The organism is Pseudomonas sp. GW460-12-10-14-TSB1 (assembly GCF_017349775.1).
In the GTDB taxonomy this organism is placed as follows: domain Bacteria; phylum Pseudomonadota; class Gammaproteobacteria; order Pseudomonadales; family Pseudomonadaceae; genus Aquipseudomonas; species Aquipseudomonas piscium.
Genome location: NZ_JACNAC010000057.1, coordinates 1 through 22,153, shown reverse-complemented (window position 1 = coordinate 22,153; position 22,153 = coordinate 1). Strand labels below are relative to the sequence as shown.

The window sequence follows — 22,153 nt, the reverse complement described above, 5'->3', positions numbered from 1 at the left end:
TACAGCTGGCTTCGCTCCTACAGAAGATCATTCCCGCGCAGGCTCAAGCCATCTGCGCCAGATAAGCCCAGGGATAGATCCCGCGGTCGTGGCCGTCGCTGAAGACCAGTTGCAGGCCGTAGCCCTGGGGGTTGAGTTGCAGCACCCGCACATTCGGCGCGACCTGCGGGGTCAGCCCTTGCAAGCGAAATGCCCGGCATTGCGCGCAGGGGCACTGGCGGCGCAGTTCGACATGTTCCAGCCGCTGTTCGCGGCCGTCGCCCCAGGTCAGTTGCAAGTGCTGGCGCTGTGTCGAATTGCGGATCCCTTGCGGCACGCCGTTCATGGCAGCTGGCTCAGGGCGATGCGCACCGCCTTGCGCACCTCCGGATCACCGTCGTGTTCGGCGGCCAGCAAGGCGTCGCGGGCCTGGGCGTCGCCCAGTTCGCCAAGGGCCAGGGCGGACTCCTTGCGCAGGTTGCTGATGCGGTGGCCGAGGGTTTCGATCAGCGCCGCCAAGGCTGGGGCATAACGCAAACGCCCGAGGCTGCGGGTGGCGCGCAGGCGCACCTGCCAGTAATCGTCCTGCAAGGCGGCGATCAGCACCGGCCCGGCCTCGGGCTGGCCAACCTTGCCCAGGGTGGTCGCGGCCTCTTCCCGCACCTGCCAGGCCGGGTCGAGCAAGGCCTGGCTCAAGGCCGGCAACACCTGCCCATCGCTGGCCAGGCCGAGGGCGCCGGTGGCGGCGCGGCGCACTTCGCTGTCCGGGTCGCCGCTGGCCAGGCGCGCCAGGGCCGGCAAGGCCTCCAGCTGCTTGAGCCAGCCGAGCACCGCCACCGCTTCGCGGCGCACGCCGGCGTCCTCGTCGTTCAGGGCCTGGGTCGCGGCCCCAGCGGCTTCGGCATGCCGCAGCTCGCGCAAGGCGCGAAAGGCGGCGACCCGCACCCGCGCCTCGGCATGCCCGGTCCAGGGCAGGATCAGCCTTCCCGCCGCGCTGCTTTTGAGCAGGCTGAGGCTTTGCGCGGCGGCCTCCTGCACGCTGGCGGCTGGGTCGGTCAGGGCCTCGCACAGGGCCATCACCACCGCTTCGTCCTCCCAGGCTTCGAGCAGGCGCGCGGCTTCGGCACGCACCTCCACAGCCGGGTCCTGGCGCAGCCGCTCCACCAGCCAGACCAGGCCTTCCGGCTCTTCGAGGTCGGCCAGTTCGATCAGGGCGATGCGCCGCACGCCGGGGTCTTCATCCAGCAGGCGCGCTTGCAGCACAAGAATGTCGGGGTTGTCGCTGTCACGGAAAAAGTCGGTCATATGGCAAATCGCGGTCGGGAATGTTCAAGGGGCAACCCGAGGGGGTCCAGGCGCGGCAATTGCCGGCCTTCCTCGTGCCGCAGCAGTTCGAGGCAATGGCGCTTGAGGCGGGTGAACTCGAAACGGGTCACCAGCTCGCTGGTGCGCGGCCGGGCAAAGTCCAGGCGCAGGTCCTCGATGATCCGCCCGGGACGCGGGCTCATCACCAGCAGCCGGTCGGCGAGGAACAGCGCCTCGTCGATGTCGTGGGTGACGAACACCAGGGTGGTGCGGATGCGCGTCCAGATCTCCAGCAGCAGTTCCTGCATCTTCAAGCGGGTCAGGGCGTCGAGGGCGCCAAAGGGTTCGTCCATCAGCAGCAGTTGCGGACGGTTGATCAGCACCCGGGCGATCTCCACCCGCTGCTGCATGCCGCCGGACAGCTGGTCCGGCCAGCGCTCGGCAAAACCTTCGAGGCCGACCAGGGCCAGCATCTCGTCGGCCGCGGCCTGGCGCTCGGCCTTGGGCATGCCGTGCATTTTCAGGCCGAACGCGACGTTGTCGCGCACCGTGCGCCAGGGAAACAGCGTGTGCTGCTGGAACACCATGCCCCGTTGCGGCGACGGCCCCCGCACCGGCTGGCCGTCCACCAGCAGCCGCCCGCTGCGCGGTTGCAGGTGCCCGGCCAGGGCGCCGAGCAAGGTCGACTTGCCGCAGCCCGAAGGCCCGAGGATGCACACGAATTCGCCGGGCTGGATCTGGCATTCCAGGCCCTGCACGGCTTCGAAGGCCTGGGCGCCCTGGCCCAGGGAGATGGAAACCTGCTGGATATCGATGCGCCCAGCGGCGGCGAGCACGGCGCTCATCAGGTATTTCCTCGCGGTCGGTGCCAGGGCGTGAGCACGCCGCCCAGGCGTTTGATCAACAGGCTGCTGCCCATGCCCAGCAAGCCGATCAGCAACATGCCGACCACGATGTCCGGGTAGTTCTGGATGGTGTAGGACTCCCAGGTGTAGTAGCCGATGCCGTACTGACCGGAGATCATTTCCGCGGTCACCAGGCAGAACCACGAGGTGCCCATGCCGATGGCCAGGCCGGTGATGATGCTCGGCGCGGCGCCCGGCACTATCACTTCCAGGAGGACCGCCCGGCGCCCTGCCCCGAGGCTTTTCGCCGAGGCCAGAAGACGCCGGTCGACGCCTTCGACGCCATGCACGGTGTTGAGCAGGATCGGGAACAGTGCGCCGGTGAAGGTGATGAAAATCATCGACAGCTCCGACGAAGGAAACATCAGGATCGCCAGGGGAATCCAGGCCACCGCCGGGATCGGCCGCAGCACTTCCAGGGGCGGCAGCAACAGGTCCTCGGCCCATTTCGAGCGGCCCACGGCGATGCCCAGGGCCACGCCGACCAGCGCCGCCGCCAGGTAGCCGGCGAACACCCGGCCGAGGCTGCTGCCAAGGTGCCGCGCCAGCTTGCCCGAGTCGCCCAGGCCCAGCGCTGCCTCCAGCACCGACAGCGGCGTCGGTACGTTGGCGAAGGTCACCAGGCCAAGGTTCCAGTGCTGGCTGGCGGCGAGTTGCCAGAACAGCAGGCAGAACAGCAAGGAGGCGCCACGCGCCGTCCAGCGAAACAAGGGGTCAGACATAGATTCCTACCTGCAAATAGCACTGCCACACACCACGCCGACACATCCGGTAGGAGCGAGGTTTGCCCGCGATAGCCGCGACACCGAATCTCTGGCACACCGAGTTATCGTTCATCGCGAGCAAGCTGCGCGCCTACAAAAAGCAGACCGCGTACGCCCCCAGAGGCGTCAGCGGCTAGCGACCGCCTGGGCGGTGGCATCGGTGAAATCGAAGACCTTGCCGCCCTGGGCCGTGGCGTATTGCTGGGCCTGGCCCTTGAGCAGGAAGGCGCTGAGGCGACCCTTGGCATCGCTGGCGAACCAAGCCTGGTCGGCCAGCAGCTTGATCCCGCTGTCGCTGGCCTGGGCGTAGACGGCACGGATGCTCCTGCCTTCCTGCTTGAGGCTGTTCAGCGCGGCGAAGGCGCCTTCGGCCGAGGCATAGCTGCGCACCGTCGGCTCGCCGCGCACCCAGATCTGCGCCACATGGCTAAAGTCGCTGATCGGCTGGCCGCTGACCGCGTCCTTGACCTTGAGCGGGGTCTGCCCGTAGTCGGCCAACTGCGCCTCGTAGTCCAGGTTCGAGGCCTTGAACGCGGCGCGGATGTACTGGTCATCGATAAAGCTCTTGAGGTCCAGGCCACGGTCGGCCTTCTTCAGCAGCTTGAGGGTATCGATGGCGGTGCCCACTGCCTGGCGGTATTCCGGCTTCCAGCTGAGGTCGCGGGTCTGCACGCCCAGCGGGCCATGGAACAGGTAATTGACCTCGGCATCGACACCGGTGACCTTGGCGATCAGCTCGCTGTATTTCTCCGGCTCGGCGGCCAGCAGCCGGTTGGCTTCGAGGCTGGCGCGCAGGTAGGCGACGACGATTTCCGGGTATTTTCTCGCGTAGTCCGAATCCACCAGGGCGCCATGGAAAGTCGGCGCGCTGGCCTGGGAGCCGTCGAAGATCTTGCGGGCGAAACCACGGCTGGGGAACAGCTCGGCGAACGGCACGAAGTCGGCGTGGGCGTCGATCTTCCCGGCCTGCAGGGCCGAGCCTGCGACTTCCGGCGGCTGGGCGATGATGTTCACGTCCTTGAGCGGGTCCCAGCCCTCGGCCGCCACCGCGCGCAGCAGCATGCCGTGGGCGGTGGAGGCGAACGGTACCGAGATGGTCTTGCCCTTGAGCTCGGCCAGCGACTGCGCGCTGGAGGCGCTCGGTACCACTATGCCGTTGCCGCTGCCCTTGATGCTGCCCGACAGCACGCTGATGAACAGGCTGTGCTTGCCGGCAGTCTCGAAGGCCACGCCGTTGAAGGCCCCGGGGAAGTCGGCCATGGCGCCGAAGTCGAGCTTGCCGGCGACCATCTCGTTGGTCAGCGGTGCGCCGCTGGTGAAATTCTTCCACTGCACGTCAAAGGTCGCGTCCTTGTAGCGGCCGTCATGGGGCAGGTATTTGTCCAGCAATCCCAGCTCGCGGATCAGCAGGCCGCCGGCCGCGCAATTGATGGTGGTGTCCTGGGTGCCGATGGCGACCCGGATGGTTTCGGCGGACGCCGACAGGGTGAACGAAGCCAGTACCAGACCGGCCAGGGCTGCACGCAACAACATGGTTTTTCCCCTCGAATCGTTAATAGGTATTCGTCTCCGCCGCGATCAGGGCGCGGTGGGAAACGAGGGGTAGGCGAAGCAGGCGTCCGGTGTCGCCGGATAGCGTTGTATTGCGCTGCCGCTCAACGCAGCAGGTAAGGAATCTCGACTTTCACCGCGCCGGTCGGGCAGTCCTTTTCACAGGGCATGCAGTACCAGCACTCGTCGAACGCCATGTAGGCCTTCTGGGTCGCCGGATTGATCGCCAGCAGGTCCATGGGGCAGACATCCACGCACACGGTGCAGCCTTTGTGGGCGATGCATTTGTCCTCGTCGACCGTGACCGGCGCGTTGGAGCGGAAGAAGATTTCCTGGGGCTGATAGGCCATTTCACGGGTTCCCTGGAGCCTTGGGCTCTGTCAAATGATCACGGTGTCTCAGGCGGCGTCGGCACCCACTCGCAGCCGGTCGTAGGCCTGCATTTCCTCGGCGTCCAACGGGATGATGTAGGGCTCCACCGGCCTCTTGAAGCTGGTCATGCGCCCGTCCTCGCCCTTCTTCAGGTGGCAGTGGCAGAACCAGTCGCGGTCGTTGCGCTGCGGGTGGTCGACCCGATGGTGGTAAAGGCCCCAACGGCTTTCGGCGCGGAACAGCGAGGCGCGGGCGGCCATCTCGGCGCAGTCGCGGATCATGCTGACCTCCATGGCGCGCATCAGCTCATGGGCGTTGTGCGCCTTGAGCTGGTCCAGGTCGCGCTGGATATCGTCGAAGCGTTGCAGGCCGATCTGCATCTTCCTGGTCACCTTCGGCGGTTGCAGGTAGTCGTTGACGAAGCGCCGCAGCTTGTACTCGACCTGGGCCGGCGGCAGGCCGTGCTCGCGCTCCAGCGGCGCATAGACCCGGGCCTGCTCACGCCCGACCTGCCCGGCGTCCAGCGCGGAAAACTCGCGCCCGGCGACGAAGTCGGCGGCGTTGCTGCCGGCGAACCAGCCGTAGGTAAAGGCGCCGAGCATGTAGTTGTGCGGCACCGCGGCCATGTCGCCGGCCGAATACAGGCCCTTGACCGAGGTCTCGGCGCGCTCGTTGACCCACACCCCGGACGCCGAGTGGCCGCTGCAGAAACCGATCTCGGAGATGTGCATCTCGACCATCTGGCTGCGGTAGTCGGTGCCGCGGTTGGCGTGGAACTGGCCACGGCTGGGGCGCTCGTTGCTGTGCAGGATCTGCTCGATGTTCTGGATGGTTTCCTCGGCCAGGTGATCGAGCTTGAGGAACACCGGGCCGTTGCCGCTTTCCAGTTCCTGATGGAACTCCCACATCATCTGCCCGCTCCAGTAGTCACACTCGATGAAGCGCTCACCCTTGTTGTTGGCCGTGTAGCCGCCCAGGGGACCGGTGACGTAGGCGCAGGCCGGGCCGTTGTAGTCCTTGATCAGCGGGTTGATCTGGAAGCATTCGAGGTTCGAAAGCTCGGCCCCGGCGTGATAGGCCATGGAATAACCGTCGCCGGCATTGGTCGGGTTCTCGTAGGTGCCCATCAGGTAGCCGGACGCCGGCAGGCCCAGGCGCCCGGCGGCGCCGCAGGCGAGGATCACCGCCTTGGCCTTGATCACATGGAAGTCGGCCGTGCGGCAGTCGAAGCCCATCACACCGTTGACCGCGCCCTCCGCGTCCGTCAGCAGGCGGGTGCACACCAGGCGATTGGTGATACTGACCCGCGCCCGTTTCAGCTGGCGATAGAGGACTTTCTTGATGTCGTGCCCTTCCGGCATCGGCAGCACATAGGCGCCCATGTGGTGGACCTTCTTCACTGCGTAGTCGCCGGTTTCGTCCTTCTCGAACTTCACCCCCCAGCGATCCAACTGCGAGAGGGTTTCAAAGCTGTGAGTCGCATAGGCATACACCGCCGCCTGGTTGACGATGCCGTCGTTGGCGATGGTGATTTCCTTGGTGTACTGCTCGGGGGTGGAATGCCCGGGAATGATCGCGTTGTTCAGGCCATCCATGCCCATGCTGATGGCGCCGCTGCGCTTGACGTTGGCCTTGTCCACCAGCAGCACCCGCAGCTCGCGGTTGCGCTCCTTGGCCTTGATCGCCGCCATGGGGCCGGCGGTGCCGCCGCCGATCACCACGATGTCGTATTCCTGTTCCAGGGTCTTTCTGCTCGTCATGCCCGCGCCCCTTTGTGCCGGTCGATCCGCAGGCGGTACTGGAAGGCATCGCCACGGTAGTAGAGGTGTTCGAAGTCCACCGGCTGGCCGTCGGCGGTGTGGGTCAGGCGCTCGATGCGCATGATCGGCGAGCCGGCCTCGACGTTCAGCGCCTGGGTCAGGTCGCTGTCGGCCAGCACCGCGTCGATGGCCAGGTCGGCATGACCGAGCGCCAGGCCGCAGTCGTTTTCCAGGATCAGGAAGATGTCGCGGGTCACCAGGTCGGCCTTCTCCAGGCGCTCGCCCAGGGCCTTGGGCAGGTAGGTGATCTCCAGGGAAATCGGCTCGCGGTTGATCAGGCGCACCCGCTTGATCTGCACCACGGTCTCGCCCTCCTCGACCTTGAGCCGCTCGGCCACCAGCTTGTCGGCCTTGATGAACTTGAAGCTGCGCAGGCGGTTGATCACCTCGTAGCCACGATCGGTCATGGACTCGGCCAGGCCTTGCAGGGTGCTGACGTTCTGGAAGGTTTTCGGCTTGGCGACAAAGGTGCCCTTGCCGTGGATCTTGAAGATCAGCCCTTCCTTCTGCAGGTCGCCCAGGGCCTGGCGCACGGTGATGCGGCTGACCTTGAACAGCGCGCCCAGCTCGCTTTCCGAGGGCATCTGGCTGTCCTGGGGGTATTCGCCATCGAGAATCCGCGCGCGCAGCAGATCGCGCAATTGGGTGTGCAGCGGCACGCTGGCAAGGGACAACAGGGGCTTGGCGGTATCGGTCATGGGATCACTTGTTATAACGAGTTATGACGTGATCTTAGAGAGCGCTGGGCGGCCTTGAGAAATACTGTTTGAGCATAAGGTTAGAAGGTGTGCGCGGCGCCCCGTAGGAGCGAGGCTTGCCCACAAACTGCGAGATCCCTCTCTCTGCCGAGGCAGTGCGTGGGTTGGCTAACCGCGCTTGAGGATCAGGTCCATGACCCGGTCGGTTTTCACCGCCTCGGCGGCCAGGGCCGGGTGCTGTGCTTGGCCACGGATATGGGCGTTCATGCCGAGCACGTGGTGCCACTGGATGTGCTCGGGGTTGTCGATGAAGAGGCTCAATTGTTCATCGGCGTCCAATTGCAGCGGATGCTCGTCGAACACCGAGAAGCCGATACGCCCCTGGCTGCCGATGATTTCCACCCGGTCCACCCGACGGTCCGCGACGAAGTTCCAGGCCCCCGTGCCCAGGGCGCCGCAGGCGAAGCGCCAGCTGGCGCTCACCGCGTCCTCGGCGCTGTACAGCCCGGCCTGCCGCGCGGTGAAACCGGCAACGTCGGTGATGTCCCCCAGCAGGTACTGGAACAGGTCCAGGCCGTGGCTCGCCAGGTCGGCGAAGTAGCCGCCGCCGGCGATCCGAGGATCGGTGCGCCAGTTGCGGCCGCCACTGCGATCGGCCTCGGACGGGGCCTTGGTCAGGGTCCAGCTCAGGTGGCGCACCTCACCGATGCGCCCGTCCCGCAGCCATTGCCGCACTTGCTGGAAGCGCGGCAGGGAACGGCGGTAGTAGGACACGAACAGGTGCAATCCGGCCTGCTGGAAAACCTGCTGCATCTCCAGGCTTTGCCCGGCGTTCAATGCCATCGGTTTTTCCACGCAGCAGTGCTTGCCGGCGGCGGCCACCCGCAAGCTGTAGGCGTGGTGACTGTCAGGTGGCGTGGCGATGTACACCGCGTCCACTTCGGGGTCGTCGATCAGCGCCTGGGCATCGGTGTAGAAACGCGCGATGCCATGGCGTGCCGCATAGTCCCGCACCGCTTCCAGGCGCCGGCCCATCACCGCCACCAGCGCCGAGCCCGGCGCCTTGTAGAAGGCCGGGCCGCTCTTGCGTTCGGTGACGCTGTCGCAACCGATCATGCCCCAGCGCACGGGCCGCATGCCCTCTCCTCCTGTGCCCATTGGCCGGTCAGACCGCTTGCAGGGCGCGCAGGTCGAGGCGGCCGTCCTGCAGTGGCGGGCACCAGTAGTAGCCGCCGGTGATCGGCCGGCTCATGCGGTACAGGCCGTCGACTATGCCGTCTTCCAGGCCGCTCATGCGCCGCAGCTGGACTTCGAAGGCGTGGAGGCTGTGGCCGAAGGCGAGGAACATCAGGCCGCCCTTGTCGCCTTCGATCCACGGCATCGAGCGGCGCACCATAAAGGCCTCGGGGGTGAAGCTCTCCTGGGCGGTGCGCTTGACGTGGGCCGAGTCCGGCGCGTCGTCCAGCTCTTCGTTGTCGCTCAGGCGGCGGCCGATGATGTTGTCGCGCTCCTCCTGATGCATCGCGGCAAAACCCTTGAAGTCGTGCTGCCACTGCTGGATCGCGGCGAAGCTGCCACCGCGCAGGCCATCGGCGCCTTCGGCCAGGGCCGCGGCGATGGCTTCTTCATCGTGGGGGTTTTCGGTGCCGTCCTCGTAACCGGTCAGGTCGTGGCCGGTCTTGTGGCGGAAGGCTTCGTTCATCTGCACCAGGCGCAGCGCCGGGGCCAGGGCGGCTGCCAGGTCGTTGCTGCGGTGCAGCAGCTCGCCGCGGTCTTCGCCATGCAGCCAGACCCACAGCGCATGCTGGGTCGAAGGGTTGTCGACGCCGACTCCAGTCAGCGCCGGGAAGGCCTTGAGCCCCTGCACGCGGGCGCCCAGCGCCTTGACCAGCGACGCGCCGAAACCTGCTACCGCCGTTTTCCCGTCCACCAGCGCCAGCAAGCGATCGATCGCCGCCGGCAGAGCCTCGATGGATTCGAGGGCGAAAAACAGGTGACGAGCCTGGGTCGGAACGGGGGTGGCAAGAATGCCCGGCTGGTAGTAACTCATAGCGACTCCTTGAAGAAAGCCCGGAGTTTACCCGGCGCACCACAATTTGTGGGGGTTTAGACACGCATGGGCCGACGTGGTGAATCGTCACGCCGCCAGGCGCCCTGCCCTACAACTGGCCACCCTCTTCCCGATAGGCGCTGGGGCTCAGGCCGGTCCAGCGCTTGAACGCCCGGCGAAAACTGCGCACGTCGCTGTAGCCCACCGCCTCGGTGATGCGCTCGATGGACAGCTGCGGGTTGGCCAGCAGGCTCAGGGTACGCGCCCGGCGCACCTGCTCCAGCAGCGCTTCGAAGGTCAGGTCGTGCTCGCTCAGGCGTCGGCGCAGGGTGCGCCCGCTCATGTTCAGGTCGCTGGCGACCTGCTCGATGTGGCTGCCCTGGGTCAGGTCGCGGGAGATGGCCCGCTCCACCGCCTGGATCAGGTCCATCTTGCGGTGCACCTGGGCGCTGTCCAGTTCCAGCAACTTGAGCGCCTGGCGCAGGGCCACGGCGTGGTGGTTGGGCAGGCGCGTGTCCAGCCAGTGGCCGGCGATGACCAGGCGGTTGTGCAGGCAGCCGAAGTGCACGTCAGGCCCCAGCAGCCGCAGGTACTCGTCCCGATAAACCGGGGCGGAGTGCGTGAACTCGATCCGCAGCGGCTTGAAGTCGGCGCCGACCAGGGCCCGGCCATAGACCGGCAGGCTGGCGAAGAGCTCTTCGATGGCAAAGATCTGCACCTCGCTACAGGGCAGCCAGCATTCGGCCTCGACGAAAAACTCATCGCCCTGCTGCTGGACGTGGTAGGTGGCGAGGCCGCCGGTGGTGTGCTGATGGCGCAGACCGATGTCGAAGGCATCGCGCAGGGTCTTGCACAGCGACAGCACATGCCCCAGCAGGCCCAGGGTGCCGAGCACGTTCTGGTGCCCGACCCACAGGCCCAGGCCCTGCTGCGGCAAGGCCTTGAGCGCGCGCTGGATCATCGCCACGGCCTGGCGGTAGGAGATGCGTTGCGCAGGGTCCTGCAGGTCGTCGAGGGTAAAGCCCAGGCCGCGGCACAGGGCGTGCGGGTCGACGCCGTGGCTGCCCGCGACTTCGGCCAGGGTCTGCAACAGGAAGGGTGAAACCAGGGCCAGTTGGTACTGTGGATCGACGGCTTTCATCTGCATGGGCATCGGGTTCCGAGCCGGTTCGGCTGCAATTCTTATTCTGGTTATGCGCCCCGCTCCCGGACACCGCCAGGGCGAGGCGAGCGCTCGCTCAGCATAGCGTTTTCCGCTCGCGTTCATGGAAGGATGTAACAAGTCATTGCAGGCTGGCCGCGAAAGTCCCCCTCAGTGGCCGCCAATACCCTGCCTGGCCAGACGCCGAAGGCTTATTCCTATGGGGCGGCCGGAAACCGGCCAACTGCGCGCCCACTGACAATAATAAGAGCCCGAACATGAATTCGACCCGCACCCATCTCCCCCGGCGCCTCGCCGCCAGCCTGGCCTGCATCGCCGCCCTGCCCGCCCTGGCACCGGCCACCGAATCCGGAGTCGACAATATCGGCACCGGCACCGACGGTTTTTTCATCCTGCCGCTGGACGTCAACGGCCTGCCGGACCACATGTTCGCCTTCAACCTCTATTACAACCATTACGAAGCGCGGAAGCTGAATATCAGCTCCCTGGGCGGCAAGGTACCGGACGTGCGGATCGTCTCCGATGCGATCATTCCCCGCCTCGACTACCTGAGCCCGCTGCGGGTGTTCGGCGGGCGCCTCGGCGGCTACGTGGCGCAACCCTATCTGCGCCAGCAGGTGGGGGTCTTCGGCCTCAAGGACCAGCGCGAAAGCATGGGCGACACCACCATCGCGCCGATCATCCTGTGGGACATGGGCAAGAACCTGACCCTGGGCGCCGCCGTGGAAATCACCATTCCCACCGGCAAGTACGACGCAACGCGCCTGGCCAATACCAGCAACAACTTCTACACCTACAAACCACTGGTTTCGGTGACCTGGCTGCCCACCCCGCGCACCGAGCTGTCGATGAAAACCACCTACAGCTTCAACGAGGAAAACCATGCCACCGACTACAAGTCCGGGCAGATCTTCCACTTCGACTATTCCGCCAGCTACAAGGTGACCGACAACCTGAGCCTGGGGGTCAACGGCTACTACCTGAAGCAGACCACCGACGACAAACAGTACGGCCGCACCGTGCAGTTTCTCGGCGAGGACGTGGACGACGGCGTGCGCGGCCAGGTGTTCGCCATCGGCCCGGCGCTGTACCTGACCTTCCTCAAGTACGCCAGCGCGGAGATCCGCTGGTCCAAGGAGTTCGACGTGGAGAACCGGCCCGAGGGCGAGATGCTGTGGGCCAAGCTGACGATTCCGTTCAGTCTGTGATGTAGGAGCGCCACCCGCTCGCTCCTACGGATTGCGCGATCTTCTTCTGTAGGAGCACAGCTTGCGTGCGATGAACGATAACGCGGTTTCCCAGACATTCCGCGTCACGGTCATCGCGGGCAAGTCGGATCGCCGCCCGCTCGCTCCTACAGAAGAAGTGCGATGAGACCTTCGGCCCCACCGCAAAAACCTAGCTGTAGACCGACCAGCTGTCGACGATCCGCCCTCCACGCACCGCCAGCAGGTCGCCGAATTGCAGCAGCACCGCTTCGCTCTGCATCGGCCGCAGGAACACCTGGTCGTCCGGTCCCAGGCCCACGGCGGGCGAGCCGTTGACCATCTCCTGGTTGGAACTGCGGCCGAACAAGCCGTTGCTTTGCAGCCCCGAGGGCGACTCGAACTCGGCCAGCCAGTTGCCGCCGTAGATGAAGAATGTCTCGCGCTGGTTCGGGTCCCACCAGGCGAACAGCTTCGACTTGTCGTCCAGCGCCGGGATGCGCACCGGGCCGGTGCTTTTCAGCACCGGCGTGGCGATGTAGGCCGCCGGCCGATGTTCGCTGAGGGACGGCAGGTCGTAATGGGTCGGCTTGAGCATCGCCGTGCCCACCGACACTTCGCTGCTCAACTGTTCCTGCTCATGCATGCGGTAGCTGGGGCTGCCGGCAGTGTTGAGGGTCAGCCCCGGCCGCCAGAGCGCCGGATGGCGTTGCCGGGTGAAATCCACGGCGCTCTGGTAGCGCTGCATGACCTTGGCGAACAGCGCTTCGGGCGAGCCGAGAATGCCCGGCACGCCCATGCCGACAAAGGGGTCGTAGCCCATGAAACCGGCGAACTCCAGGTGCTGGGGGTTGGCGGCGATCAGGGTCAGCAGCGGCCCCAGTTCGAGGCTGTCCTTCACCCCGCCGCGGTGCAGGCCGACGTCCAGTTCGATATTGATCCGCAGCCGGGTGCCCAGGCCGCGGGCCAGGGCCAGGTATTGCTGCAGGTGTTCCGGGGTATCGATCAGCCACTGCAACTGCCGGGCCGGGTCGAACGGGCCTTTGTGCCCCTGGTAGAACAGCTCGGCGGAACGCACCGGCAGCGGCTTGCCCAACAGGATATCGGCCTTGGGAAAACGCTGGGCATCGTGGTTGAGGAACGGCTGGTGGAACGACATCAGGCGCTGGGTGCCGGCGCGTTGGCCGATGTAAGCCAGTAGCTCCGGCGATGGCAGGGACTTCTCCACCAGCCGCAGCTGCTTGCCGCCGCGCTTGACCGACTGCAGCACCACATCGATGTTGTGGTCCAGGCGGTCGAGGTCGATCAGCATCACCGGGCGCATCGGGCCGTGGGCCTTGAGCTCCCGGTTCAGCGCGCGGAAATAGTCGCTGTAGGGCCCGCCCCGGTCAGCGGGCCGCAGCCAGGCGCCCACGCCCGCGAGCAACGCGCCGACACCCGCGGTACCGAGCAGGAAGTTGCGTCGATTCATCCTTTTTATCTCCCTTCAGACCACGCCCAGGATGGACGACAGGTGTGCATTGAGGAACTTGCCGCCGGGGTCCAGCGCCTCGCGCACCCGGGTGAATTCTTGCCAACGCGGATACAGCGCCTGCAACTGCCGGGCGTTGAGGTTGTGCAACTTGCCCCAGTGCGGGCGGCCGGCGTACTTCCAGAAAATCGGTTCGACTGCGGCGAAGAAGTTGTGGTGGTCCATGCCGTAGTGCTGGTGCACCGAGATCGAACAGCTGTCGCGGCCCTCGAACATGCTCAGGGGAATATCGTCGGCCTGGACGTAGCGGTACTCGATGGGAAACCAGGTGCGCAGGTCCTTGTCGCGGATCAGCTTGAGGATTTCCCGCAGGCACGCCGGGCCATGCTCGGCCGGCACCGAGTACTCCATTTCGTTGAAGCGCACGTTGCGCACATTGGCGTAGACCTCGTAGGAGTCGCCAACCCGGTCGTCGAAACTGGCGAAATGCCGCAGGCTGTTGAGCAGGGTGCGCCGGGTTTCTGGAAAATCACTGACGTACTTGTCGAGGTTCTCGATCAGGCTGACGAATTCGTTGCCGCCCTCTTCGGCCGGGTCCACCGGCGGGGTCGCCGGGTCTTCGGTTTCATTCAGGGCAATCGACAGCGCGTAGTCGGAATGGGTGACCACCAGCATTTCCCAGTGCTGGTTGTCGCGGGTGTTTTTCGCCAGGTCCTCGAGCAGCTCTTCGGTCTTGGCGATCCACTGTTTTTCCCGCAGGCGATAGGCCGGGCGATTCTGCAAACGCACCCGGGTGGCGACGCCCAGGGCACCGAGGGACACCCGCGCGGCGCTGAAGACCTCGGCGTTACGGCTGCTGTCGCAGTCCAGCACCTCGCCGCTGGCGGTCACCAGTTGCAGGCCGCAGACCTGGGCCGAATAGGACTTGAAGCCGACGCCGGTGCCGTGGGTCGAGGTGGCGATGGCCCCGGCCAGGGTCTGGTAGTCGATGTCGGCCATGTTCGGCAGGGCCTGGCCGATCGCCTTGAGCGGCGCGCCCATGCGCGACATCGGCGTGCCGGCGGCGAACTCGGCCTGCAAGGTGGCGGCATCGTGGCTGAGCAGGCCGCTGAAAAAGCTCAGCGACAGCAGCGTGCCGTCGGTGGGCACCAGGGCGCTGAAGGAGTGCCCCGAGCCCACCGGGCGGATCTTGCCCGGGGTCTGGCGAATCACCTGCACCAGCTCGTCGAGGTCCTTGGGCGCCAGCCGCGCCAGGGGCAGGCAGCTTTGCGCGCCGGACCAGTTGCGCCAGGGAATCAGCCGTGGCGCCCGCGCCAGCTCGGCCAGCAGCGGGTTGCTGGCCAGGGCGCTGAACGCTCCGGCTACCCCTGCGCGTTGCAACAACTGACGTCGTGTGAGGTGCATGGTCATGCCTGTGTCCCTGTGCCGGGTTATTGGAGGTCTTGTGCGGACATGAAGCGGATCAGGGCGAGGAACTGCTCCTCGGAACACTGCATGCACAGGCCCATCGGCGGCATGCCGTTATAGCCATTGATGCTGTGGTCCAGCAGGGTGTCGGCACCCTGGGCGATGCGTGGCCGCCAGGCCTGGACATCGCCGGTCAGCGGCGCGCCGGACGCCGGGTTGGCGTGGCAGAGCTTGCAGCTGCTGTCGTAGATCCGCGCCAGCGCCGAATCGTCGGGCAGCTGTTGCACCGCGGCCGTAGAGGGCGGCGCGGGCTTGTCGCCACAGGCAACCAGCAGCCCGCCCAGTGCCAGGCACAACGCGACGCGCCCCAGGCGATACAGCCTGGTGACGGATGAAAACAGCAGCGAGGCAGTCGGCGCCGGCATGGTGTTCCTCTCGGGTGACGGTCGGGATCGACCCAGAGCCAACACTAAGGCAGGCGCCGCCACGGCCTGAGGGCATTGCGGGCCAGCGAGGGGGGCATCTGCGGCCAGGCCGGTGCAGACGCTTGCCCGCGATGGGAACGCCGCGGCCTACCGGTGGACCGCGTTATCGTTCATCGCGCGCAAGCTGCGCTCCTACAGGATTGCGGGGCTTCTGTAGGAGCGAGGCTTGCCCGCGAAAAACCGTTAACGATAACGCGGGGGTCTGGGGACCGCCGCTACGCGGGCAATCGAGCGGCAGCCGGCCGCTTCCGCTGAAGAACAACAGCCGCGGCTATTTGATGCGGTAGTGGAAGGTATTGCGCACCGCGGGCACCGACACCGCCTGGCCGTCGACGATGCGCGGCTGGTAGCGGAAGGTGTTGGCCGCCGCCAGCGAGGGGCGGATGAACAGCGGGTGGCAGCCATCGAGCACCTTGGGATTCTCCACCTTGCCTTGGGGGTTGACGCGGTATTCCACGGTGCAGTCGCCTTCGATGTTCTTGTCCAGGGCCCGTTGCGGGTAGTCCGGGGCCTCCTTGCTCAGGGGCAGGTACTGGCGGCTGTCGGCCGCGGCCTGGGCGGCTTGCTGCCGGGCGCGCTCGGCGGCCAGGCGGGTCTGTTCGGCGCGCTGCGCCTGTTGCTGTTGCGCCTGCTCCTGGGCCAGGCGCTGTTGCTCGGCTTCGCGGTTGCGCCTTTCGTTTTCCTGGCGCTCGTGCTGTTGGCGTTGCTGTTCGGCCAGCTGTTCGCGTTTCTTGTCTTCGACCCGTTTGCGCGCCAGGGCCGCCTGCTCGAGTTTCTGCGCCTGGAGCCGCGGATCGACGGCAGGCTTGGCCGGCTCGACCGGGGCCGCGACCACCGGCTCCGGCGGCACGGGCATGGGCATGGGGGTGGCTTCAGCCTCGACTAAAGCCGGCGCAGGCTCGGGCGCTGGCGCTGTCGGCGGCAGCATCACCAACTGGGTACGCAACACCGCCGGCTGTTCGGCGGCCGGTGGCGCTACCGACCAACCCGCCACCAGCAGCGCCAGCACCCCGGCGTGCAGCGCCACCGCCAGGGTCGCGGCCAGCGCATGGGGGCGCCAGTGCCTGCGCAAGGGTCGCAGGGAAAAATCGTCGAGGGTCTGCTGTGGACTGTGCATGATCATCGCCGTCATTGCGGGGCCTCGGTCACCAGCCCCAGATTGCTCACCCCGCCCTGCTGCAACGCCGCCATGGCCGCCACCACCAGGCCGTAGCCGGCGTCCTGGTCGGCCCGGATGTAGACCTGGGTATCGCTTCGCGCGGCGACTATTTGCGCGACCTTGGCGCGCATCTCGTCGAGGTCCACCGCGCTGTCGGTGTGCTGCCGGGTATCCAGCTCACCGCCGAGATTCCAGTAGTAGCCGCCCTCGGCCTTCACCGACAGGGTCAGGATCTGCTGCCGGGTGTCGGTGGCCAGGGCCTCGCTGGCGACCTTGGGCAGTTCGATCTTCACCCCCTGGGTGAGCATCGGCGCGGTGACCATGAAGATCACCAGCAGCACCAGCATCACGTCGATATAGGGCACCACGTTCATTTCGGCCTTGGGCCCGTGCTTGCGTTGCGGCCTGACTAGCATCTGCACTCTCCTCTCAGGCCGCGACGGCCAGGTTCGACGACACGCCGTGCAGCTGGCGATGCAGGCGCGCCTGCAGTTCGTTGCCGAAGGCGTAGTAGCGGGTCAGCAGGGTCTGGCCACAGGCGGCGAAACGGTTGTAGGCGATCACCGCGGGGATCGCCGCGAACAGGCCGATGGCGGTGGCGATCAGCGCTTCGGCGATGCCCGGGGCCACGGTGGACAGGGTCGCCTGCTGCACCTGGGACAGGCCGAGGAAGGAATTCATGATCCCCCACACGGTGCCGAACAGGCCGATATAGGGGCTGACCGAACCGACCGTGGCAAGGAACTGCAAGCCTTTTTCCAGGCGGATTTCCTGCTCGCTGATGGCCACGTACAGCGAACGCTCCACCCCTTCGAGCACCACTTCGGCCGGGTTGCCGCCCTGTTGGCGCAGCTGGCTGTAGGCCTGGAAACCGGCCTGGAAGATCGGCTCGACACCGCCCTCGCCGTCCGCCTGCTGGAGGCTTTCACGGTACAGCGGGGTGAGTTCGGCGCTGCCGCGAAAGCGCTGGACGAAAGCGTCGAGCTGCCGCTCCGTGCGCTTGAGCACGCTGCCGCGCTGGATGATCAGGTACCAGCTGAGCAACGACGCCAGCAACAGGGTGAGCATGACCGCCTTGACCAACAGGCTGGCATCGCTGATCAGCCCCCAGATGGTCATGTGTTCCAGTGTCGCCTGCATGGTGAAACTCCTTTGCCTGTGCGCCCGGACCGTCGATGCGCGACGGCGCCGGGGCTATTCGATGACATGTTGATGAACGGTTAATGACAGCTCAGGGCAGCTTCAGCGCCCTGGCCACCTCGGCCCAGGGTACGAACTTGAAGTTCTGGGTCTGCTCGGGCATGCGCTTGCGGCCGTCCTGGACCACCAGCAGCCCCTGGCTCCAGGGCCCGCCGAGGTTGGCCGAGGTGACTTCCAGGCCATCGGTTTCCGACGCCCCGTCGATGCCCGCGGCGGCATTCAGGCCAACCCGGAAGGCCCCGCGGGAAGCGAACGGCGGCTCGGCATCGAGCACCACATAGCTGTCGTTGCCCTGGCTGGAAATCACCAGGTAGTCATGCGCCTCGCTCTGGTACAGCGCCAGGCCCTCGACGTCGGCATGCAGCTGCGGGCCGACCTTGATCACGCTGGCGAGGTTGGCCGGCTGGTCGGCGCGGGCATCCACCGCCCACACGCCGACGTCCTCTTCACCGAGGAACAGGCGCTGGCGCTGGTCGTCGGCGACACAGCCTTCCGGCTGGCTGTCGACCTTGAACTGGCGCACCAGCTCGCCCTGGACCCGGCCATCGGGGGCGCTCAGGCGGTATTGCAGGAAGCTGCCGTCCTTGCCGTTGGCAAAGGCATACAGCTCGCCGCTGGCCGGCTGGAACAGGCAGATGCCGTAGATTTCCTTGAGCGGCGTGGGAATCTCCCCGGCTTCGCGCAGCTCGCCGCTGGCGCGATCGATGCTGAACAGGCTGAGGCTGTTGTGATCGCGGTTGCTCGCCACCGCCAGGTCGACCACCTGGGTGCCCAGCTTGAAGTTCGGCCGCAGGTCGACGTTGTTCAGCCGCCCCACCGGCAACTCCTGGAGCAACTTGCCTTGCAGGTCGTAGGCCAGCAGTCCCTGTTTCTTGTTGGTGCCCAGCACCCGGCTCAGCTCCGGCTGCCGGGGATGAATCCAGATCGCCGGGTCGTCCGCCGCATCGCCCTGGCGCCCCACCGGCTCGCTCTGGCTCAGGGCCGGCACATTCGGCAGCACCGGCGCCAGCGGCACCGGGGTGGCCTGCCAGTCCAACTGCCCCTGGTAGATCTGCCCGTCGTCATCATCGCGCACCAGCACTTGCAGGCCCTTGGCGCTGGCCTGCACCGCGAGGCTTTCCGGCTCCTTCAGGCCGGGCAACGCCAGCGCGGCCCTGGCCGACCAGCCTTCGCCCTGTTGCTGATACCCGCCCTGTTGCTGATAAAGGTGCAGGCGCGCCGCCTTGGGGTCGAGCGCCAGCACGCCGCCCGGCACCAAAGCCATGGCGCCGGCGGCCTTGGCCACCTCGCCGAACGGCGCGCGCATGGCCACCGGCCGCCGCTCGACATCCGCCTCGGGGTGCGCCGGGTAGGCCCACCAGCCGACGTTCTCTTCGTTGACCAGTAATTGATTAGCGCCATCGTCCACCTGGCAGAACTGCGCCGCCGGCGGCAGCGGTACGCCGCGCACCCGTTGCGCCGTGGCGTTCAGCTGGGCGCCGGCGCCCACCAGCCATTGCTCGCCCTTGCCCTCCTCGCCCACCAGGAACAGGAACAGGTTGCTGGCCTCGTCGCGGTACAGGCACAGGCCGTTGACCGGGAAGTCCCGCGGCGGCAGGTACAGCGGCTGGCCCCACTGGCGGCTGCGCGGATCGAGGCTGACCAGCAGCGCCTGCTGGCGCTGGCTGTCGAGCGTGGCGACCAGCACCTGTTGGCCGGCGGCGCGGCTGTCCAGGCCATTGAAGGAGCCTTTCAAGCGCGCCAGTTCCTGGCCCTGGGCGTCGAGCAGCAACAGGCCGTCGCGTTCGCTGGCGGCCAGGCGCTCGCTGGTGCCGGGCACAAAGCCGATGGCCTCGATGGCCAGGGCCTGCTTGGGCAGCCAGGGTTTCAGGGTCAGGCTGGGATCGGTGGACGCCGACAAAGAGCCGGCGACGGCCGCGCCGCTGCCCAGGCAGATCAGCGCGGCCAGCAGGCTGCGCGCGGGTGTCAACAGAATACTCATGAATGGATCAGGTCCTTATTGTTCGTTCGGCACGGCGGCAGCGCTGGGGCGCCGCCGCCTCGGGATCAGAAGTGGGTAAAGGTCAGGCCGAGCTTGTAGGTCGGGCCGTACTCTTCGTACTGGCCGTTGTAGGAGCGGTGGCCGGTGTAGACGAAGTACGGCTCGTCGGTGATGTTCTGCGCCTCGAAGCTCAGCTGCAGGCTCTTGGTCAGCGAGTAGCGGGCACTGAAATCGACGAAGGTCTGGGCATCGACGTGCAGGTCGTGGGCCTTGTCGTTGATCGAGGCCAGCTCATAGAGGTAGTCCGACTTGTAGTTGGCCGACAGGCGCAGGCTGAGCTTGTCGTTTTCCCAGCCGAGCATCAGGTTGCCGACGGTGTCCGACTGGTTCGGCAGGTCGATGCTGCGCTTGCGGTTGCCCCCGCTGGCGGCGTCGAAGCCCTTGATCTCGGCGTCGGAGCGGCTGAAGGTGGCGTTGGCCCCCAGCAGCAGGCCGTTCCAGGGCGCCGGCAGCCAGTCGAATTTCTGCGAGTAGGCCAGCTCCAGGCCATACAGCTTGGCGCTGTCGCCGTTGGCGAAGGTGTGCGCCTCGGAGAAGTTGGTCCAGGCGCCGGTGCCAGCCAGGTCGGTGTTGTAGACGAAGTTCTTGATGTCCTTGTAGAACACAAAGGCCGAGACGGTGCCGGCGCGGCCCATGAAGTGCTCGATGCCCAGGTCCAGGTTGCTTGACTCCAGCGGCTTGAGATCCGGGTTACCGAAGCTGGCTTCGTCATCGTCGATGACAAAGCCTGGCGCCAGCTGGCCGAAGGTCGGGCGCACCACCGCCTTGGTCCAGGCAGCGCGCACCTGGGTGTTCTTGTCCAGCTGGTAACGAGCGTGCAAGCCCGGCAGCCAGTGGTGGTAACGGCGCTTGGTCTCGGTGGACTGGAACTCGCCGTCGGTGGCGCCAGTGCCCTTGGCCTCGAACTCGGTGCCTTCGTAGCGCAGGCCGGCGATAAAGCGCCAGTCGTCGATATCCACGGTGTTCATCAGGTAGCCGGCGTTGATGTCTTCGCGGATCTTGAAGTCGTTGACCCGGGATTCGGTCTCGTCGAAGAACGCATCGCGGTCCAGACCGCCGATCAACTGTTTGATCGAGCCGCCGCTGATGCCCGGGCCGAAGCGGCCGAGGCGATAGTCGACGCTGCCTTTCTGGAAGCCACTGAGGTTGAGCTGTTCGTCGCTGAAACCCAGTTCGTCGAAGTCTTTGTAGACCCAGGCGTCGAGGTCGTTGTCCTTGTTGCGCCGGCTGACCTTGCCGCCGAACTTGACCTGGGACGCATAGCCGCTGAGGTCGTAGTCGCGGGCCAGGTCCAGGCGCAGGTTTTTCTCGGTGTCGGTGGTGCGCTGCTTTTCCCACTCGACCTTGTCCAGGCTGAAGTTGGACGGATTGTAAAAACCCTGGCCAACGATCGGCCGCGGCTTGTCGTTGTCGTAGAAGCCGCTGTCGGCGAAGTCGTCGCTGCCCTCGAACACCGCGTTGGCGATATGCCCCGGGCTGTCTTCGCTGGAGCGGCTGTAGCCGGCCTGGCCGCTGAGGGTCCAGAGGCCGAACATGCGCTCGCCGCCGAATACGTAGGACTGGATCTCCTGGGTTTCCTCGCGCTGCTTGAGCTTGCGTTTACCTTCGGCGTCGCCCAGCTCGCCGGCCGCCTGGGGCTCGGCGAATTCCAGGCTGGCGGCGTTGCGGGTCTCGCTGTCCTTGTAGCGGCTGTACAGGGTGCGCAGGTAGTAGCTGCTGAGGTCGTCCGGCTTGTAGTCGAAGTTCAGGCCGCCGCCGGCGCGTTCGCGGCTGATGTCGTAGTCGCGCTGTTCGAGTTCCTGCAGTTTTGCGCCCTGCTCGAAGTCCCAGGCGCCGCCGGTCTCGACGTTGTCCGAGCCGAAGTCGCGCTTCTGCCAGCTCAGGGCCGCGGCCACGCCGAAGTTGTCGATGCCGTCGCCGAGGCTGAAACGGTCGCTGATCGCCCCGGAAAATTTCGGGCTGGTCTGGTGGGTGTTCTGGTCGTAGCTGGCTTCGCTGCTGCCGGTGTAGAACAGGCCCTTGTGATCGAAGGCCGAGAGGCTCTGCACATCGACGGTGCCGCCCAGGGAGTTGGCGTCCATGTCCGGGGTCAGGGTCTTGATCACCGACAGCGACTGCACCAGCTCCGACGGCAGCACGTCCAGGGCCACGGCGCGGCGTTTGCTTTCCGGGGCCGGCACCAGGGTGCCGTTGATGGTCACGCTGTTGAGGTCCGGGCCCAGGCCACGCACGCTGACGAAACGCCCTTCGCCCTGGTCGCGCTCGACGCTGATGCCCGGCAGGCGCTGCGCCGCTTCGGCGACGTTCTCGTCCGGCAACTGGCCCACGCCGTCGGCGTGCACCACGCTCTTGATGCTGTCGGCGCTGCGCTGCTCCTTGAGCGCCTGGTCGATGCTCGCGGCCTGGCCGACCACTTCCAGGTGTTCGGTGTTTTTAGTCGAATCGGCTTCGGCGGCGCTCAGGCGTTCGCTGGCGATCGCCATGGCCAGGGCGGTGAGCGTGAAGCCGAGCAGGCCGGCGGTGCTGCTGCGCTTGTACATGATGGTCCTCCCCCAAGAGTCCGGTGACGCCAGGCAAGG

20 protein-coding genes are annotated in these 22,153 nt (G+C 66.4%); 1 reads left to right on the top strand and 19 read right to left on the bottom strand.

Translation table 11 applies throughout. From position 1 onward, the window contains the following. Positions 1-43: 43 nt before the first annotated feature. The 11 genes from J4D52_RS25245 to J4D52_RS25195 form a co-directional block, all read right to left on the bottom strand. Entirely contained in the window at positions 44-325 is a 282-nt protein-coding gene (locus tag J4D52_RS25245) for a gamma-butyrobetaine hydroxylase-like domain-containing protein (protein ID WP_025804527.1), read from the bottom strand. Continuing rightward, positions 322-1,284, bottom strand: a complete 963-nt coding sequence (locus J4D52_RS25240; RefSeq protein WP_063431884.1) for a HEAT repeat domain-containing protein — start codon at positions 1,282-1,284, stop codon at positions 322-324. Before J4D52_RS25240 ends, J4D52_RS25245 begins: the two co-directional genes overlap by 4 nt. Next, a complete protein-coding gene (locus tag J4D52_RS25235) occupies positions 1,281-2,129 on the bottom strand; it encodes an ABC transporter ATP-binding protein (RefSeq protein ID WP_025804529.1) in 849 nt (282 codons plus the stop codon). The genes J4D52_RS25240 and J4D52_RS25235 overlap by 4 nt, the downstream gene beginning before the upstream one ends. Beyond that, the gene (locus J4D52_RS25230; RefSeq protein WP_063431885.1) at positions 2,129-2,911 is read right to left on the bottom strand and encodes an ABC transporter permease; all 783 of its coding nucleotides are present in this window, start codon (positions 2,909-2,911) and stop codon (positions 2,129-2,131) included. Before J4D52_RS25230 ends, J4D52_RS25235 begins: the two co-directional genes overlap by 1 nt. A 168-nt stretch (positions 2,912-3,079) precedes the next feature. After that, complete coding sequence (locus tag J4D52_RS25225; RefSeq protein ID WP_164485780.1) at positions 3,080-4,486, bottom strand: ABC transporter substrate-binding protein; 1,407 nt, start codon at positions 4,484-4,486, stop codon at positions 3,080-3,082. A gap of 122 nt (positions 4,487-4,608) precedes the next feature. Further along, positions 4,609-4,854 (bottom strand): ferredoxin family protein, encoded by a 246-nt coding sequence (locus tag J4D52_RS25220; RefSeq protein ID WP_003180418.1) that lies wholly within the window; start codon positions 4,852-4,854, stop codon positions 4,609-4,611. Positions 4,855-4,902: 48 nt separating this feature from the next. Beyond that, positions 4,903-6,636, bottom strand: a complete 1,734-nt coding sequence (locus J4D52_RS25215) for a fumarate reductase/succinate dehydrogenase flavoprotein subunit (RefSeq protein ID WP_063431886.1) — start codon at positions 6,634-6,636, stop codon at positions 4,903-4,905. Further along, positions 6,633-7,394, bottom strand: a complete 762-nt coding sequence (locus tag J4D52_RS25210) for a GntR family transcriptional regulator (RefSeq protein WP_063431887.1) — start codon at positions 7,392-7,394, stop codon at positions 6,633-6,635. Before J4D52_RS25210 ends, J4D52_RS25215 begins: the two co-directional genes overlap by 4 nt. A 168-nt stretch (positions 7,395-7,562) precedes the next feature. Further along, a complete protein-coding gene (locus J4D52_RS25205) occupies positions 7,563-8,531 on the bottom strand; it encodes a Gfo/Idh/MocA family protein (RefSeq protein WP_102677861.1) in 969 nt (322 codons plus the stop codon). Positions 8,532-8,559: 28 nt separating this feature from the next. Continuing rightward, positions 8,560-9,444 (bottom strand): Dyp-type peroxidase, encoded by an 885-nt coding sequence (locus J4D52_RS25200; RefSeq protein ID WP_063431891.1) that lies wholly within the window; start codon positions 9,442-9,444, stop codon positions 8,560-8,562. A gap of 109 nt (positions 9,445-9,553) precedes the next feature. Beyond that, a complete protein-coding gene (locus J4D52_RS25195) occupies positions 9,554-10,591 on the bottom strand; it encodes an AraC family transcriptional regulator (RefSeq protein ID WP_102677860.1) in 1,038 nt (345 codons plus the stop codon). A gap of 272 nt (positions 10,592-10,863) precedes the next feature. Between J4D52_RS25195 and J4D52_RS25190 the strand changes: the two genes are divergently transcribed. Further along, positions 10,864-11,814, top strand: coding sequence for a transporter (locus J4D52_RS25190; protein WP_102677859.1), 951 nt, complete (start codon positions 10,864-10,866; stop codon positions 11,812-11,814). A gap of 190 nt (positions 11,815-12,004) precedes the next feature. On the opposite strand, the gene J4D52_RS25185 is transcribed toward J4D52_RS25190, so the two are convergent. From J4D52_RS25185 to J4D52_RS25150, 8 genes are all read right to left on the bottom strand, one after another. Further along, entirely contained in the window at positions 12,005-13,213 is a 1,209-nt protein-coding gene (locus tag J4D52_RS25185) for a DSD1 family PLP-dependent enzyme (RefSeq protein ID WP_173678572.1), read from the bottom strand. Between the two features lie 84 nt (positions 13,214-13,297). Next, entirely contained in the window at positions 13,298-14,626 is a 1,329-nt protein-coding gene (locus J4D52_RS25180) for a D-arabinono-1,4-lactone oxidase (RefSeq protein WP_173678571.1), read from the bottom strand. Between the two features lie 86 nt (positions 14,627-14,712). Then, entirely contained in the window at positions 14,713-15,114 is a 402-nt protein-coding gene (locus tag J4D52_RS25175; protein ID WP_102677856.1) for a cytochrome c5 family protein, read from the bottom strand. 331 nt (positions 15,115-15,445) lie between these two features. Continuing rightward, complete coding sequence (locus tag J4D52_RS25170; RefSeq protein WP_102677855.1) at positions 15,446-16,306, bottom strand: energy transducer TonB; 861 nt, start codon at positions 16,304-16,306, stop codon at positions 15,446-15,448. Then, positions 16,303-16,749: a protein TolR gene (gene tolR / locus J4D52_RS25165; protein WP_102677854.1), complete on the bottom strand. Its 447-nt coding sequence runs from the start codon at positions 16,747-16,749 to the stop codon at positions 16,303-16,305. Before tolR ends, J4D52_RS25170 begins: the two co-directional genes overlap by 4 nt. Before the next feature lie 13 nt (positions 16,750-16,762). Next, positions 16,763-17,473: a protein TolQ gene (gene tolQ / locus J4D52_RS25160; RefSeq protein ID WP_102677853.1), complete on the bottom strand. Its 711-nt coding sequence runs from the start codon at positions 17,471-17,473 to the stop codon at positions 16,763-16,765. A 91-nt stretch (positions 17,474-17,564) separates the two neighbouring features. Continuing rightward, positions 17,565-19,514, bottom strand: a complete 1,950-nt coding sequence (locus tag J4D52_RS25155; RefSeq protein ID WP_102677852.1) for a phytase — start codon at positions 19,512-19,514, stop codon at positions 17,565-17,567. A gap of 65 nt (positions 19,515-19,579) precedes the next feature. Next, positions 19,580-22,114, bottom strand: a complete 2,535-nt coding sequence (locus tag J4D52_RS25150) for a TonB-dependent receptor (protein WP_102677851.1) — start codon at positions 22,112-22,114, stop codon at positions 19,580-19,582. Positions 22,115-22,153 lie beyond the last annotated feature (39 nt).